Origin of the sequence: Jannaschia sp. Os4 (assembly GCF_016820245.1) — a bacterium.
GTDB lineage: Bacteria > Pseudomonadota > Alphaproteobacteria > Rhodobacterales > Rhodobacteraceae > Jannaschia.
Window position 1 is genome coordinate 471,395 of sequence record NZ_JAFCAR010000004.1, and the last position, 14,983, is coordinate 486,377.

Here is a 14,983-nt window from a genome sequence, read left to right on the forward strand (position 1 = left end):
GACTCACCCTCCCCCCTGCATAGAACAAACATGGAACATCAAGACGGACGACTCGGTTGGATGACCATGACGATCCCCTTTCCGGACCCCTCCGGACGGGCCGGCCCCGTTCTGCCGGCGCCCTGCCCCCCGACGCTCTCGGAGGCCTTCCCGGACTCCGCACTCGACCCCGGCCCGATCGGATTCGTGCTGGCCGCGCTGCCGCGCGGGCCGAGGCCCGTCCTGTGGGTGCAGGACCACGCCACCGCCCGCGAGAGCGGGGTGCCCTATGCGCTCGGGCTGCCGATCCGGGTGATCCATGTCCGCGCGTCGAACGCGGCCGATGCGCTGATGGCGATCGAGACGGGGCTCGCCTGCTCCGCCTTGGGCGCGGTGATCGGCGAGATCTGGGGCGCGCCCAAGCGGCTCGACTTCACCGCGACCAAGCGGCTCGCGCTTCGGGCCGAGGCGGCCGCCCTGCCCTGCTGGCTGCTGCGCCGGGGCGCGGAACCGGACCTGTCGGCGGCCCGGCAGCGCTGGCGCGTCGCGTCCCTGCCGTCGAATCCCGATCCGTGGGACGTGGACGCGCCGGGCGATCCACGCTGGCGCGCGACGCTGTTCCGCTCGCGCCTCGGCCCGCCGGGCGTCTGGGAGGCCACCCATGACCGGGCGGCGGATCGTCTCGATCTGGCTCCCCCGGCTGGCGATCGAGCGGTGGTGGCGGATGCAGGAGCGCGACCTCGACGCGCCACCGGATGACGCGCCCGTCGTGCTGGCCGTGGACGGGCCGCACGGACCGGTGATCCACGCGACCGCGCGGGGGGCCGAGACCTCGGGCGCCCGGGTCGGACAACGGGTCGTCGAGGCGCGGGCGGCCGCGCCCCATCTGATCGTGGCGTGGGGCGACCCGTCCGGGGACGCGGCCCTTCTCGACCGGCTCGCGCTCTGGGCCCGGCGCTGGGGACCACACGCCGCCGTGGACGGCGACGGGCTGGTGCTGGACACGACCGGCGCGGACCACCTGTTCGGCGGCGAGGCGGCGATGCTGGCCGACATAGAGGGGCGGCTGGCCAACGCGGGCCTGTCGGCACGCCTCGCGGTGGCGCCCACGCGGGGCGCGGCATGGGCGCTGTCGCGCTTCGGCCCCGTCCGGGCGGTGTGCCACGACCCCGCCGCCTGCGCGCCCCTCCCCGTCGCCGCGCTGCGCCTGTCGGACGACGGCGCGCGGACGCTGTCGCGGCTGGGGCTGAAGACCGTGGGCGCGCTGGCCGACATCCCGCGCTCGGCCCTGATGCGCCGCTTCGCCAAGGGACGCGAGGCCGAGCCGCTGGTCCAGCTCGACCGCCTGTTCGGACGCCTGCCCGAGCCGGTCGCCCCCGCCGACGCCCCCGACCCCGCCCGCGCGGTGATCCGGCTGTCCGAGCCGGTGCAGGATCCGACGCCCCATCTGCCGGACCTGACGCGCGCCCTCTGCGCGGGGCTGGCGCGGCGGGGCGAGGGGGCGCGGCGGCTGCGGCTGACGCTGTTCCGCGTGGACGGGGAGGCGCGCTGGGTCGACCAGCGCACCGCGCGGCCCACGCGCGACCCGGACCATATGCTGCGGCTGTTCGACGGGCGGCTGGAGGGGATTGACCCCGATATGGGCTTCGACGCCCTGCTGCTGGAGGCCGAGGCGGAGCGGCTGGACGCGGCGCAGCCCGACCTCGCCGGCGAGGTCGACCAGACCGAGGCGCTGGCGCAGTTGATCGACCGGCTGGCCGCGCGGCTGCGCCACGTCACCCGCCCCGTGCCGCGCGACAGCCACGTTCCCGAGCGGGCGCAGGCGCTCGTCGCCGCCCTCGGGGACGCCCCCGCGGTGGCGCTCGACCGGCCGCCCCGGCCCCCGCTCCTCCTCGAGACGCCCGAGGAGCTGCGAGTCCTCTACGCCATGCCCGACGGCGCGCCGATGCGGTTCCGGTGGCGCGGACAGACGCTGGACGTCGCGCGCTTCGCCGGGCCGGAGCGGATCGCGCCCGAATGGTGGGCCGACCGCGCGGGGACGCGGGTGCGCGACTACTGGCGGGTGGAGGACGCGCGGGGGCGGCGGTTCTGGATCTACCGCGAGGGGCTGCACGGCGACAAACGTGGCCTGCGGGACGAGGACGGGACGTGGCGGGACGCCCCGCCCCGCTGGTGGCTGCAGGGGATCAGCGGGTGATCCCTACTCCGCCGCCAGCGCCTTCCTCGGGGCCAGCATCGGCTTGAGGTAGCGGCCCGTGTAGCTGGCCTCGACCTCGGACACCTGCTCGGGCGTCCCCGTCGCCACCACCGTGCCGCCGCCGTCGCCGCCCTCGGGGCCGATGTCGATCACGTGGTCGGCGGTCTTCACGACGTCGAGGTTGTGCTCGATCACGACCACGCTGTTCCCTTGCTCCACCAGCTCATGCAGCACCTCCAAGAGCTTGCGGACGTCCTCGAAATGCAGACCCGTCGTCGGCTCGTCGAGAATGTAGAGGGTCCGGCCCGTGGACTGGCGCGACAGCTCCTTGGAGAGCTTTACGCGCTGCGCCTCGCCGCCCGAGAGGGTCGTCGCCTGCTGGCCCACCTTGATGTAGCCGAGGCCCACCCGCATCAGCGCGTCCATCTTCGACCGGATCGACGGCACCGCCTTGAAGAAGGTCTGGGCGTCCTCGACCGTCATGTCGAGCACGTCGGCGATGGACTTGCCCTTGAACTGGATCTCCAGCGTCTCGCGGTTGTAGCGCTTGCCCTTGCAGGTCTCGCACTCGACGTAGACGTCCGGCAGGAAGTGCATCTCGATCTTGATGACCCCGTCGCCTTGGCACGCCTCGCAGCGCCCGCCCTTGACGTTGAAGCTGAACCGCCCCGGCTTATAGCCCCGCGCCTTAGCCTCGGGCAGGCCCGCGAACCAATCGCGGATCGGGGTGAAGGCGCCCACGTAGGTCGCAGGGTTCGAGCGCGGCGTGCGCCCGATGGGGCGCTGGTCGATGTCGATGACCTTATCGAGATGCTCCAACCCCTTGACCTGCTCGCAAGGCGCGGGCGTCTGGCGCGCGCCATTGAGCTTCATGGAGGCCGTCTTGAACAGCGTCTCGATGGTCAGCGTAGACTTGCCCCCGCCCGACACGCCGGTGACGGCGACGAACTTGCCCAAGGGGTAGTCGACCGTCACGCCCTTGAGGTTGTTGCCGGTCGCCTTGACGACGGTGACCTTCTTCTTGTTGCCCTTGCGGCGCTTGGCCGGGACCGCGATCTCGCGCCGCCCGGCGAGGTAGTCGCCGGTGACGGAATCCGGGTTCGCCATGATCTCGGCGGGCGTTCCGCTCGCGATCACCTGCCCGCCGTGAACGCCCGCGCCGGGGCCGATGTCGAGGACGTAGTCCGCCTCGCGGATGGCCTCCTCGTCGTGCTCGACGACGACGACGGTGTTGCCTTGGTCGCGCAGGCCCTTGAGGCTTTCGAGCAGGCGGTCGTTGTCGCGCTGGTGCAGGCCGATGGACGGCTCGTCGAGGACGTAGAGGACGCCCGTGAGGCCCGACCCGATCTGACTGGCCAAGCGGATGCGCTGGCTCTCCCCGCCCGAGAGCGTGCCCGAGGAGCGGGACATGGTGAGGTAGTCCAGCCCGACGTTGTTGAGGAAGCCCAGCCGCTCGCGGATCTCCTTGAGGATGGCGCGCGCGATCTCGTTGTTCTGCTTGGACAGCGCGCCGGGCACCTCGGCGCACCACGCGGCGGCCTCCTTGATCGACATCTCGACCACCTGCCCGACGTGCAGCCCCGCGATCTTCACCGCCAGCGCCTCGGGCCGCAGGCGGTAGCCGCCGCAGGCAGCACAAGCGCGGCTGTTCTGGTAGCGCTCGAACTCCTCGCGGACCCACGACGAGTCCGTCTCGCGGTAGCGGCGCTCCATGTTGGGGACCACGCCCTCGAAGACGCGGGACACCTCGTAGACGCGCCCGCCCTCGTCGTAGCGGAACTTGATCTTCTGCTTGCCGGAGCCGCGCAGGAACACCTCGCGGACCTCCTCGGGCAGGTCCTTCCACGCGAGCTTCTTGTCGAAGCCGTAGTGCTTGGCGATCGCGTCGATGGTCTGCAGGAAGTAGGGGGACTTCGACTTGGACCACGGCGCGATGGCGCCCTTGCCCAAGGTGAGCGACTGGTCCGGCACCACGAGGCGGTCGTCGAAGAACAGCTCCGCCCCCAGCCCGTCGCAGGTCGGGCAGGCGCCGAAGGGTGCGTTGAAGGAGAACAGGCGCGGCTCGATCTCGGGGATGGTGAAGCCGGAGACCGGGCAGGCGAAGCGTTCGGAGAAGGTGTGGCGCTCCGGCTCCCCCTCCCTCGGCGCGGTCTCGAGGATGGCGATCCCGTCGGCGAGGTCGAGCGCGGTGCGGAAAGAGTCGGCTAGCCGCGTCTCCAGCCCCTCGCGCACGACGATGCGGTCGACGACCACGTCGATGTCGTGGCGGAACTTCTTGTCGAGGGTCGGCGGCTCGTCCAGCTCGTAGAACGCGCCGTCCACCTTGACCCGCTGGTAGCCCTGCTTGCGCAGCTCCAGCATCTCGCGGCGGTACTCGCCCTTCCGGTCGCGCACGATGGGGGCGAGCAGGTAACCGCGCGTGCCCTCCTCCATCGCCATGACGCGATCGACCATGTCCTGCACCTGCTGGGCTTGGATCGGCTCGCCGGTGGCGGGGGAGTAGGGCGTACCCGCGCGGGCGTAGAGCAGGCGGAGGTAGTCGTAGATCTCCGTCACCGTGCCCACGGTCGAGCGGGGGTTCTTCGACGTCGTCTTCTGCTCGATCGAGATCGCGGGCGAGAGGCCGGTGATGTGATCGACGTCCGGCTTCTGCATCATGTCGAGGAACTGGCGCGCGTAGGCCGACAGCGACTCGACGTAGCGGCGCTGCCCCTCGGCATAGATCGTGTCGAAGGCGAGCGACGACTTGCCCGAGCCGGACAGGCCGGTGATCACCGTCATCGTGTCGCGCGGGATGTCGACGTCCACGCCCTTGAGGTTGTGCTCGCGCGCGCCCCGGACCGAGATATGCTTCTGCTCTGCCATGCCTGCCCCTCTTGGGCCCCCGGACGGGGCCGAACGCACCACCTAGGCAACGACTCTCGCGCCGCAACGGGTCCGTGCGTCGCGGCAGATAGAACGTTTACGGAACGTTTACCATCGCGGCCGGACGCCGCGCTGCGCGGTAGACCGCCGCCGTCGCCGCCGCGCCGAACAGGCAGATCGCGAGCGCCGTCGCGATGACCCAGGCGCCGCCGAGGGTCAGCGCCGCCGCCATCAGCGGCGTGCCCGCGAAGGTGCCGACGTTGCCGATCTGGGCCATGCCCCCGTTGGCCCGCGCCCGGTCGCCGGGCGCGGGGTTCAGCCACGGCACGGCGGCGAAGCCCGCGCCCGCGATGCTGCCCGTGGCGAAGAAGGTGGCGAGCGCGATCCAAGGGTCGCGCGTCGCGAGCAGGAGCGCGAAGCCCGCGGCGGAGGCGACGAAGCTCCACGTCACGAGCCGCCCCGGCTCCACCCGCCGGGCGAGGAACCCGGCGACGAAGGTGCCGGTCAGGTTCGCCAGCGGGAGCCACGCCGCCAGCCACGGGGAAGCGAGGATGTCCGGCAGGAACGCCAAGAGGGCGATGAACAGCGAGGTGTAGATGCCATGCCCCACCCCCGGCGCGATCAGCCGCGCCGAGGACCAGACCGCGCGGTGCGCGGCCACCGGATCGGGAAGCGGCCCCGCCTCGCCCGGGACGCGCGGCAGGGCCCACCAAAGGAGCGGCAGCAACGCGGCGAAGCCGATGCCGTGCGCCGCGAAGGCCGCGCCCGGCCCGGCCACCGGGACGAGGGCCCCGAGCGCGAAGCCGACCCCGAAGAACGTCCCCCAGATCCCCATCACCACGGGCCGGTCGGCGTCGGAGGACTCGGCGGCCATCATCGTCGGCAGGGCCACCACGAGGGCGAGATGGCCCGCGCCCTCCGCCAGCCGCAGCGCCATCAGGGGCGCGAAGGCCGGGAGCGGGGCCTGCGCGAGGGAGAGCACGGCCGAGACCGCGACCGCCCCTAGGATCGCGCGCCGGGCGCCGACCTTGGCGACCACGCCCCCGGCCAGCACCCCGCCGAGGATGCCGAGGACGGCGACGGCCGAGACGAGGAAGGGCGCGGCCGGGTAGCGGTCGACCAAGGCGGGGAGGAACAGGCTGACCTTGCCGAACTGCAGCGCCGACAGCAGGCCGGTCACGTAGAGGAGGGCGATCAGGCCCCAGCGGGTGCGGTCCATGGGGACGCGCTACCGCGTCGCCCGCCCCTCCGCCAGCCGGTCAGAAGCGCACGGAGAAGCGCGCCTCGATCGTCTGTAGCTCGACGTCGAGGTCATCGACCCCGAGGAGCGAGTCGAACTCGTGCTGGATCACCTGGACGCCCAAGGTGCTGCGGCTCGACACCGCGCGCTCGTAGCCGAGGCCGTATGCGATGCCGGACTCCGACTCGCCGTCCTCGAGGTCGAGGTAGGCCGCGCCCCCGGTCACGAAGAACAGGTCGCGTTCGCGGGCGACGCCGCCGCGCATCATGGCGCGCGCGACGTAATCGAGGCGGAACTGCGCGATCTCGTCCGTCGTCCCGCCGAACGCCTCCGCGTCCTCGTCGTCCAGCGAGCCGCCGAACGCCGCGACCTCGCCACCGACCACGAAGCTCCCGCGCTGCACGTCGTAGCCGGCGTGGAAGCCGTAGGTCAGACCGCTGGGATCGAAGGCCTCGATCCCATCGAACTCGGCTTGGAGGGCCGCGGCCTCGGCGGGGAAGAAGGTGAAGGCCTCGGGAGGGATGGTCGGCGTCTCGAAGTCGGCCCGACCGTAGCCGACATGCCCGCCCCAGCGCGGGCCATCGAAGCTGAACACCTCGCCGGGGGCCAAGGGGCCCTCGGCGCAGGCGGGTGCCGCGAGGGCGGCGAGGATGGCGGCGGAAATGGCGAGGCGGGGCATGGCGATCTCCATGGAATGGCTATGCCGCCCAGATGCCGTCGCCGCCCCGACCCTAGCAACGTGCGCGAAACGATGCCGACGTCATCCGCCGCACCGGGACGCCGGACGGAAACACCCTGCCTCGAATTCGCCGCAATCCACCCCGTCAGAAGTGGATCGCCCGCCCGTCCGCGTCGAGCACACTCTCGTGCATCATCTCCGACAGGGTCGGGTGCGGGAACACGGTCTGCTGGAGGTCCTGCTCGGTCGTTTCCAGCTGCCGCCCGATGACGTAGCCTTGGATCAGCTCCGTCACCTCCGCCCCGACCATGTGCGCGCCGAGCAGCTCGCCCGTCTCCTCGTCGAAGATCGTCTTCACCATCCCCTCCGGCTCGCCCAGCGCGATGGCCTTGCCGTTGCCGATGAACGGGAAGTGGCCGACCTTGATCTTGTGGCCCGCCTCCTTGGCCTTGGCCTCGGTCAGGCCGACGCTCGCCACCTGCGGGTGGCAGTAGGTGCAGCCCGCGATGGCGCCCGGCTTGACCGGGTGCACGTCGTTGCGGCCCGCGATCATCTCGGCCACCAGCACGCCCTCGTGGGACGCCTTGTGCGCCAGCCATGGCGCGCCCGCGATGTCGCCGATGGCCCAGAGCCCCTCGACCCCCGTGCGGCAATACTCGTCCACCACGACGTGGGAGCGGTCGATCTTGACGCCCGCCTCCTCCAGCCCCAGCCCCTCGACGTTGCCGACGATGCCCACGGCGGAGATCACGGTGTCGAACTCGTGGGTCTCGGCCTTGCCGTCCGACTCGATGGTGGCGACGACCTTGTCCTTCCGGCGGTCGAGCTTCTTGACGATGGCCTTGGCCTTGATCGTCATGCCCTGCTTCTCGAACTGCTTGCGAGCGAAGCTGCTGATCTCCTCGTCCTCGACGGGCAGGATGCGGTCCATGACCTCCACAACCGTCGTCTCGGCACCCAGCGTGTTGTAGAAGGACGCGAACTCGATCCCGATGGCGCCCGAGCCGATCACGAGCAGCTTCTTGGGCTCGTGCGGGGGGACCAGCGCGTGCTTGTAGGACCAGACGCGTTCTCCGTCGGCCTCCAGCCCCGGCAGGTCGCGGGCCCGCGCGCCGGTGGCGATCACGATGTCCTTGGCTCTCAGCGTCTGGGTGCCCTTGTCCGTGGTGACCTCGACGGTGCCCTTCCCCGCCAGCTTGGCCTCGCCCATGATCGAGGTGACCTTGTTCTTCTTGAACAGGTGCCCGATCCCGCCCGACAGCTGCTTGGCCACCTTGCGCGACCGCTGCGCCACGGCATCCAGATCGTAGCCGATGCCGTCGGCCTTCAACCCGAACTCCTTGGCGCGGTGCATCAGGTGGAACACCTCGGCCGAGCGCAGCATCGCCTTGGTCGGGATGCAGCCCCAGTTGAGGCAGATGCCGCCCAGGTGCTCGCGCTCGACGCACGCGACCTTCAGGCCCAGCTGCGCGCCCCGGATCGCGGCGACGTAGCCGCCGGGGCCGGCCCCGATGACGATCATGTCGTAGGTGTCGGCCATGTGCTTCTCCGGTCGTTCAACGTTCAACCATCAACCTAGCGGATCGCGCGGGGTTGCGAAACGGGGCTGCGCGCATCGCCGCACTGCGCCCCGCGCAGCCCCTACCCTTCCTTGAGTTCGCGCACGACGGCGCCGTAGCCGCCCTCGTCCATGAAGACCGCCTCGCGGGCGGCCATCTCGCGCCCCAGCGCGGCGTTGCGGAACGGGAAGCGCCCGAAGCAGCGGATCACCTCGCGGTGGGCGCGGGCGTGGAGCAGCGTCTCGGGCGCGTCCATCCGCTCGCAGATCAGCCGCACGGCGCGCTCCTGGTCCTGGAGGCACTCGGAGTGCTCCAAGGGCAGGTAGAAGAACTGCCGCGCCGGCTCGTCGACCTTGAGGTCGAACTTCCGGTCGATCGAGAACTTCGCCACCTCGCGGGCCTTGGGGTCGGTGGCGAAGGCCTTGGCCTCGCCGCGGAACATGTTGCGCGGGAACTGGTCCGTCAGGATCAGGAAGGCCAGCGCGCCGCGCGGGCTCGTCGTCCAGTGCGCCAGCCGCCCGGCGCGCGCCGCCTCCCACGTCCCCTCGAACCGGTCGCGGATCTCGGCGTCGAGCGCCTCGCCGCCCTTGTACCAGTCCTCCGGCCCCTTCTCCTCCAGCCAGAAGCGGAGGACGTCCTCCGGGTCGCTCTGGGTCATCGATCGTCTCCCTCGGTGTCGCGCTCCAACCCGGGCGGCCCGCCTTTGGTTCACGCGGCCCGCTCGGCCTCCTCGGGGGCCTCCGCGGCGTCGGCGTATTCCTCGACCGCGGTGGTGATCGTGACCGGCGTGACCGTGGACGGCGCGAGTGGGACGTAGCCGCCGTCGCTGTCCGCCGAGGCCCGCCGCGTCATCCGCCACAGCGCGTAGAGCGCAACCGCGCCCAGCAGCGCGCCGACGAAGGCGAAGAACCCGCGCGGGCCGATCCATTCGAGGACGCGTCCCAGCAGGATGGGGCCGCCGATGGCCCCGATCCCGTTCACGAAGAGCAGCCGCGCCGAGGCGGCGGCCATCTCCTCGGTCTCGAGGTAGTCGTTCGTGTAGGCCAGCAGCAGCGCGTAGAGCGGGTTGGCCATCCCCCCCATCACGAAGGCCGCCCCGAGGATGAAGGTGAAGCCCGTCCCCTCGGGCCGCAGCGTCGCCACGAGGCAGGCGACCGCGCCGATGGCGGCCACGGCTGCGATGACACGGCGGCGGTCCATCCGGTCCGACAGCCAGCCCACCGGCATCTGGCAGATCGCCGCGCCGAGATAGGTCGTGGCCGCGAAGGCCGCGATCTGCCCCTGCCCCAGCCCCGCGAGCGAGCCCCACACGCCCACCATCCCGAACATCGCCGCGTAGACGCCGCCCAGCAGGAACAGCCCCACGAACCCCAGCGGCGAGGCGTTCCAGAGCCGCCGGAGCGACATCGGCTTGGCGGACTCGAAGGGCGGGACCGGGACGGCGGAGAGCAGCACGGGCGCGAAGGCCATCGAGACGAGCACCGAGACGATCACGAACAGGCTGAAGTCGCCCGCGTCGCCCGCGCCGAACAGCGCCTGCGCCGCCACGATCCCCGCCATCTGCACGAAGATGTAGAGCGACAGCGCCCGCCCCCGCATGTCGTTGCGCGTGGTCGAGTTCAGCCACGACTCCGCGACGATGTAGACGCCGCAGAAGCAGAATCCGAGCAGCACGCGCAGCGCGATCCAGACCGCCGTGTAGGGAAGCAGCGGGAACAGGATCAGGCAGGCCGATGCGGTCGAGCCGAGGGCGGCGAAGACACGCACGTGGCCCACGTTGCGGATCAGGCCGGGCACCAGTTGCGAGCCGAGGAGGAAGCCCCCGAAGTAGCCCGCCATCACGATGGACATCTGGTCGGTGGAAAAGCCCTCCAGCCCGCCGCGGACGCCGAGCAGCGTGCCTTGGATGCCGTTGCCGACCATCAACATGAACATGCCGATGAAGAGCGGCCACGACTGGCGCATCACGGGGATCATGGGCTGCGCTCCGGCGGCAGGAAATTCGAATCCGCCCCTAGTCGCCCGCGCCGGACCGAAACCACACGCGAGCGACGCAACGGCGTCGTTTCGGGAATGCCGCGCCGCCTAGGGCAGCAGCAGGGACGCGTCCCCGTACGAGAAGAAGCGGTACTCCTCACGCACGGCCCGCTCGTAGAGGCCCAGCATCCGCTCCCGCCCCATCAGCGCCGAGACCAGCATCAGGAGCGTCGATTCCGGCAGGTGGAAGTTCGTCATCAGCCCGTCCGCCACGCGGAAGCGGTAGCCGGGGTAGATGAAGATGTCCGTCTCCCCCCTGAACGGCGCGATCCGCCCTCCGGCGGCGGCCGCCTCGATCAGGCGCAGCGCGGTGGTGCCCACCGGGATCACCCGCCCGCCCGCGGCCTTCGTGGCGGCGATGGCCTCGGTGGCCTCGGCGCGCACCTCCCCCCATTCGGCGTGCATCCGGTGGGTCGTCACGTCCTCGACCTTCACCGGCAGGAACGTCCCCGCGCCCACGTGCAGCGTCACGCGGGTCGTCCCCACCCCGGCCTCGGCCAGCGCGCCCATCAGGGAGTCGTCGAAGTGCAGCGAGGCGGTGGGCGCGGCGACCGCGCCGCGGTGCTCGGCCCAGATCGGCTGGTAGTCCTCGGCATCCCGCGCGTCGGGCGCCCGGCGGCTCTCGATGTAGGGCGGCAGCGGCATTCGCCCGGCCCGCTCCAAGGCGGCGTCCAGCGCCTCGCCCTCCCGGTCGAAGGCGACGTGCAGGTCCTCGCCCACAGCCAGCACCTCGGCGGCCAGCCCTTCGAACTCCAGCCGGTCGCCCGCCCGCATCTTCCGCATGGGCCGCGCCAGCGCGCGCCAGCCGCCCGCCGCGTCCGGTCCCGTCAGCGTCAGGTCCACCCGCGCGCGTCCGCTGCCGTCGGTCGTCGCGCGCACCCGCTCGCCGGTCAGGCGCGCGGGGATCACCTTGGTGTCGTTCAGCACCAGCAGGTCGCCCGCCCGAAGCACCGATGGCAGGTCGCGCACGCGCAGGTCGCGCACGACGTCGCCCTCCGCCACCATCAGCCGGGCGGCCGACCGGGGCGAGACGGGGCGCGTGGCGATCAGGCGCTCGGGCAGGTCGTAGGCAAAGTCGGACAGCTTCATGCGCGGCCCCCTACTGCGTCGGCGGGGGCCTGCGGAAGATCTCGCGGAAGACGCCCGGCGTCAGGATGGACAGCGGGTTGACCGAGACCTGCGGGTCGGCCGAGGCCCCGCGCATCGTGTAGGTGAAGCCGAACAGCCCCTCGTCCCGCCGCGAGAAGAGCGCGCCGAACAGCCCGTTCACGAAGTAGATCGGCGAGACGACCCCCTCCATGTCCATCACCTTGCGGCGGGCGTCGTAGCGTCCCTGCGCCGTGATCGACATGGCCGGACCGACCGCGGAGGCCCGGGTCAACGTCAGCAGGCGGTCGCGCAGCCCGAACTGCGCGTCGACGTCCGAGAAGACGAGTCCGCCTGCCGAGAGCTGCTCGAGGAGGCCCACCACCGAGAGCGCTTGCAGAAGCGATGCCAGCGCGGGCGCGTCGCGCACCGTGAGGTCCGTGCCGGTCACCTGCCCCCTGTAGCCCGCCCCCTCGGGGCGCATCACCAGCCGGGCCGATCCGCCCCGCGCGCCTTCGACCAGCCCCGCGGCGCGGAGCACCGCGCCGAGGTCGCCGGTCTCCACCTGCACCGCCGTCCCGTCCGCGTCCGGCGCGAGCACTCCCTCCACCGCCGCCGTCCCGTTGAGGCGTCCCGAGAAGCGCCCCCGCACGCCGCCGCGCGTGGTGATCCCGGCGCGCATCCCCTCCAACGCCACGCCCTCGCTCAGCGTCAGCCGGTCGAGGCGAAGGTCGATCGGCCCCCCGTCGCCCCCGCTTCCTCCATCGCCTCCCAAGGCGTCGAGCGCGGGGATCAGGTCGGCGCGTCCGCCTCCGATCGTCACGGCGGGCGCCGCGCCCGCCCCGCGGCCGGTCAGCGTCACGGGGCCGGTGAACCAGCCGGTCGAGACTTGGTCGAACGCCGCCTCGCGCAGCGCCCCGCCCGCGCCGAGGGCGACCCGGCCGGTGGCCGACAGTCCGGGCGCCTCCAGCGCCACCGCGTCGATCGTCACGGCCCGGCCCAAGTCGGCCTCCAGCGACAGGCGCCCCGCGCTTTCGCGCCCCTTCCGCCAGCCCACCACCGGCAGCGACGCCGCGAGGCCGGCGAGGTCGCCGCGCACCGACAGGCGCGGCGCCGCGCCGCGCCGCAGCATCAACTCGAACCGCGCCGCACCCTGTCCCGAGACCTCGAGCCCGGGGATGGAGACGCCGAGCCGCCGCAGTTCCTCCGCCCCGACCCGCGCGGTGCCCGTCACCCGACCGGGCGGCATCGCGAGGGGGCGCGCCGGGGCGTCGGGGCCGCCGGGCTCGGTCGCGGGCGGCGGCAGCGGCTGCTCGTAAGCCGCGTCGGCCGCCACGCCGTCGAGCGACGCGCGCCCCGCGATGCGGACGCGGTCGGGCGTCACCGACAGGTCCAGCCGGTCCGCGGCCAAGGTGCGGCCGGGAACGATGGCCGTGCTGGTCACGCCGCGCAGCACGCCCGCCACCTCGTAGGCCACGTCGGCGGGTGCGATCCCGCGCCCCAGTGGGGTGCGCACGCGTGCGGTCACCTCGGCGCGCCCCGCCGCGAGGTCCGGCTCGCGGTCCATCCGCTCCAGCAGCAGGAAGGGCCGGTTGTCGAGCACCCGGAGCAGGTCGGGCACCGCGCCGCGGACCGTGAGGTCGATCTCCATCGCGCCGGGCCGCTGGGATACGTCTGGGATCAGCAGGCGCGTCCCCGCGATGTCGAGCGCCCCGCCCCCCGCCGCCGGGACGGACGCCGCGTCCACCCGGATCCCGAACCGCCCGTCGGCGAGCGTCGCGTAGCCGAACGCAGCCTCCGCGGGCGGCAGGTGGCGCATGAATCGGACGCGCGCCTCCTCGATCCCGAACCCCGCCGCGGCGGCGGGCGGCGCGCCGGGGACCAAGCGGACCCGGCCCTCGGCGTCCACCGCCATGCCCTCGAGGACGTTCTCCGACAGCCAGCGGCGCGCCTGCGGCGCGACCGCCTCGGGCCAGAGCGCGAGCAGGTCCGCCACCGCCATGCGCGGCACCGTCCCGCGCACGCGCCCGCGCAATCCCTCCGGCACCACGATCACGCGGCCCGCCGCCCGCGCGGCGCCCGACGGCCCCTCGACCCAAGCCTCGCCCAGCTCGATCCGCAGCGCGCGCGGGTCCAGCCGCGCCGTCGCCCCGCCACGGTCGAACCGCGCCCCACCCCCCGGCAGCGCCTCGCCCAAGAGACCGCTCGGGTCCAGCACGAGGTCCGACAGGTCCGCCTGCGCCACCATCGGGTCGCCGAGCCGGTCTCCCAGCAGCACCTGGCCCGTGGCGCGACCGGACGCGCCGGGCGCGCGGAGGTCGAGCGCCTCGACCGCCACGCGCCGCGAGCCCGGCCGCCACGACGCGCGCAGGCCGAGGCGATCGAAGGCGAGCGCCGGGTCCGCCGTCACCCCCCCGTCCGCGAGCGCCACCCCGAGCGTGAGCGGACCCGGACGCCCTGCCTCGAGCGAGGCGCCTATCTCGGCGGAGGCCGTGCCCGACAGCACACCGAGCGCGGGAATCCCGGGCAGCCAGCGCGCGACCTCCGTGACGGGCAGGCCCTCGATCCCGGCCGTGGCCTCGGTCACGCCGCCGCCGCGGGAGGCGGCGAGGGTGACGCGCCCGCCCGCCACGGGGATCGCGCCGTCGAGCGTCAGCCCGTCGTCGCGCCGCAAGGCGAGCGCACCCCCTTCCGCCCGCTCCTCGACCCCCGTGACCGCGTCCGACCAGAGGAGCGACAGGCCCTCGACCCGCACTTCCTCCAGCGCCGAGAGGACGGGGCGCGCGAGGAGGGCGTCCAGCGCGGCCTCGGCCTCGGCCAAGGTCGAGAAGGGCGGCGGCCCCCCGGGCCCGAGGCCCAGTCCGATCCGCCCCGCCGCGTCGCGCGTGGCGCGCAGGCGCAGCCCCTCCAGCACGACCTCCCGGGGCCGCAAAGTCCGGCGCAGCAGCGACGGCCCGTCCACGGCGACCCGCAGGCGCGGCAAGCGCAGCGCGTCCTCCCCGTCCAAGGCGGCCAGCGCCGCGTCCCGCACCACGAGGCGCAGCGCGTGCTCCGCCCCGTCCCACGCCACCGCGGCCCCTCCGAGCGAGAGGCGGCCCGACGGGTCTGCGCGCGCCTCGATCCGCTCGACCAGTGACGCGGGCAGCTCGACCGGGCCCGCGGCCAGCCGCCACGCGCCGGCGGCGAGCGCCGCGACGATCAGCAGCAGCCCGAGCGCGAGCGCGCGAAACGCGAGACGCCGGAAGGGCTTGGGTGGGGTCGCGTCGGTCATGGCGGCTCGCGGGCGGTGCGGCTCACCTTGACCGCTCCGCCGCCCGCCCGCAAACCCTTCCGCCGAACGA

10 protein-coding genes are annotated in these 14,983 nt (G+C 73.0%); 2 read left to right on the plus strand and 8 right to left on the minus strand.

Features of this window, described 5'->3' with window-relative positions; genetic code table 11:
* Window positions 1-66: 66 nt before the first annotated feature.
* The gene (locus JQC91_RS11255) at window positions 67-738 is read left to right on the plus strand and encodes a hypothetical protein (RefSeq protein WP_238941476.1); all 672 of its coding nucleotides are present in this window, start codon (window positions 67-69) and stop codon (window positions 736-738) included.
* Window positions 641-2,176, plus strand: a complete 1,536-nt coding sequence (locus tag JQC91_RS11260) for a DNA polymerase Y family protein (protein WP_238941477.1) — start codon at window positions 641-643, stop codon at window positions 2,174-2,176. Before JQC91_RS11255 ends, JQC91_RS11260 begins: the two co-directional genes overlap by 98 nt.
* A gap of 3 nt (window positions 2,177-2,179) precedes the next feature.
* Here the strand turns inward: JQC91_RS11260 and uvrA are convergent, their stop codons facing one another.
* The 8 genes from uvrA to JQC91_RS11300 form a co-directional block, all read right to left on the minus strand.
* On the minus strand, window positions 2,180-5,041 hold the full coding sequence (gene uvrA, locus JQC91_RS11265; RefSeq protein WP_203286910.1) for an excinuclease ABC subunit UvrA: 2,862 nt from the start codon (window positions 5,039-5,041) through the stop codon (window positions 2,180-2,182).
* A 97-nt stretch (window positions 5,042-5,138) separates the two neighbouring features.
* Window positions 5,139-6,260 (minus strand): MFS transporter, encoded by a 1,122-nt coding sequence (locus JQC91_RS11270; RefSeq protein WP_238941478.1) that lies wholly within the window; start codon window positions 6,258-6,260, stop codon window positions 5,139-5,141.
* 40 nt (window positions 6,261-6,300) lie between these two features.
* Window positions 6,301-6,960: a hypothetical protein gene (locus JQC91_RS11275; RefSeq protein WP_203286911.1), complete on the minus strand. Its 660-nt coding sequence runs from the start codon at window positions 6,958-6,960 to the stop codon at window positions 6,301-6,303.
* A 145-nt stretch (window positions 6,961-7,105) separates the two neighbouring features.
* Complete coding sequence (gene lpdA / locus JQC91_RS11280) at window positions 7,106-8,500, minus strand: dihydrolipoyl dehydrogenase (protein WP_203286912.1); 1,395 nt, start codon at window positions 8,498-8,500, stop codon at window positions 7,106-7,108.
* Window positions 8,501-8,601: 101 nt separating this feature from the next.
* Window positions 8,602-9,177: a DUF924 family protein gene (locus JQC91_RS11285; protein WP_203286913.1), complete on the minus strand. Its 576-nt coding sequence runs from the start codon at window positions 9,175-9,177 to the stop codon at window positions 8,602-8,604.
* Window positions 9,178-9,227: 50 nt separating this feature from the next.
* Entirely contained in the window at window positions 9,228-10,496 is a 1,269-nt protein-coding gene (locus JQC91_RS11290; RefSeq protein WP_203286914.1) for an MFS transporter, read from the minus strand.
* A 108-nt stretch (window positions 10,497-10,604) separates the two neighbouring features.
* The gene (gene queA / locus JQC91_RS11295; RefSeq protein ID WP_203286915.1) at window positions 10,605-11,645 is read right to left on the minus strand and encodes a tRNA preQ1(34) S-adenosylmethionine ribosyltransferase-isomerase QueA; all 1,041 of its coding nucleotides are present in this window, start codon (window positions 11,643-11,645) and stop codon (window positions 10,605-10,607) included.
* A 10-nt stretch (window positions 11,646-11,655) separates the two neighbouring features.
* Window positions 11,656-14,913: an AsmA-like C-terminal region-containing protein gene (locus tag JQC91_RS11300; RefSeq protein ID WP_203286916.1), complete on the minus strand. Its 3,258-nt coding sequence runs from the start codon at window positions 14,911-14,913 to the stop codon at window positions 11,656-11,658.
* Window positions 14,914-14,983 lie beyond the last annotated feature (70 nt).

Coding starts and splice junctions, on each gene's coding strand:
- JQC91_RS11255 (WP_238941476.1), top strand. CDS start 67: ATGACGATCCCCTTTCCGGACCCCTCCGGACGGGCCGGCCCCGTTCTG.
- JQC91_RS11260 (WP_238941477.1), top strand. CDS start 641: ATGACCGGGCGGCGGATCGTCTCGATCTGGCTCCCCCGGCTGGCGATC.
- uvrA (WP_203286910.1), bottom strand. CDS start 5,041: ATGGCAGAGCAGAAGCATATCTCGGTCCGGGGCGCGCGCGAGCACAAC.
- JQC91_RS11270 (WP_238941478.1), bottom strand. CDS start 6,260: ATGGACCGCACCCGCTGGGGCCTGATCGCCCTCCTCTACGTGACCGGC.
- JQC91_RS11275 (WP_203286911.1), bottom strand. CDS start 6,960: ATGCCCCGCCTCGCCATTTCCGCCGCCATCCTCGCCGCCCTCGCGGCA.
- lpdA (WP_203286912.1), bottom strand. CDS start 8,500: ATGGCCGACACCTACGACATGATCGTCATCGGGGCCGGCCCCGGCGGC.
- JQC91_RS11285 (WP_203286913.1), bottom strand. CDS start 9,177: ATGACCCAGAGCGACCCGGAGGACGTCCTCCGCTTCTGGCTGGAGGAG.
- JQC91_RS11290 (WP_203286914.1), bottom strand. CDS start 10,496: ATGATCCCCGTGATGCGCCAGTCGTGGCCGCTCTTCATCGGCATGTTC.
- queA (WP_203286915.1), bottom strand. CDS start 11,645: ATGAAGCTGTCCGACTTTGCCTACGACCTGCCCGAGCGCCTGATCGCC.
- JQC91_RS11300 (WP_203286916.1), bottom strand. CDS start 14,913: ATGACCGACGCGACCCCACCCAAGCCCTTCCGGCGTCTCGCGTTTCGC.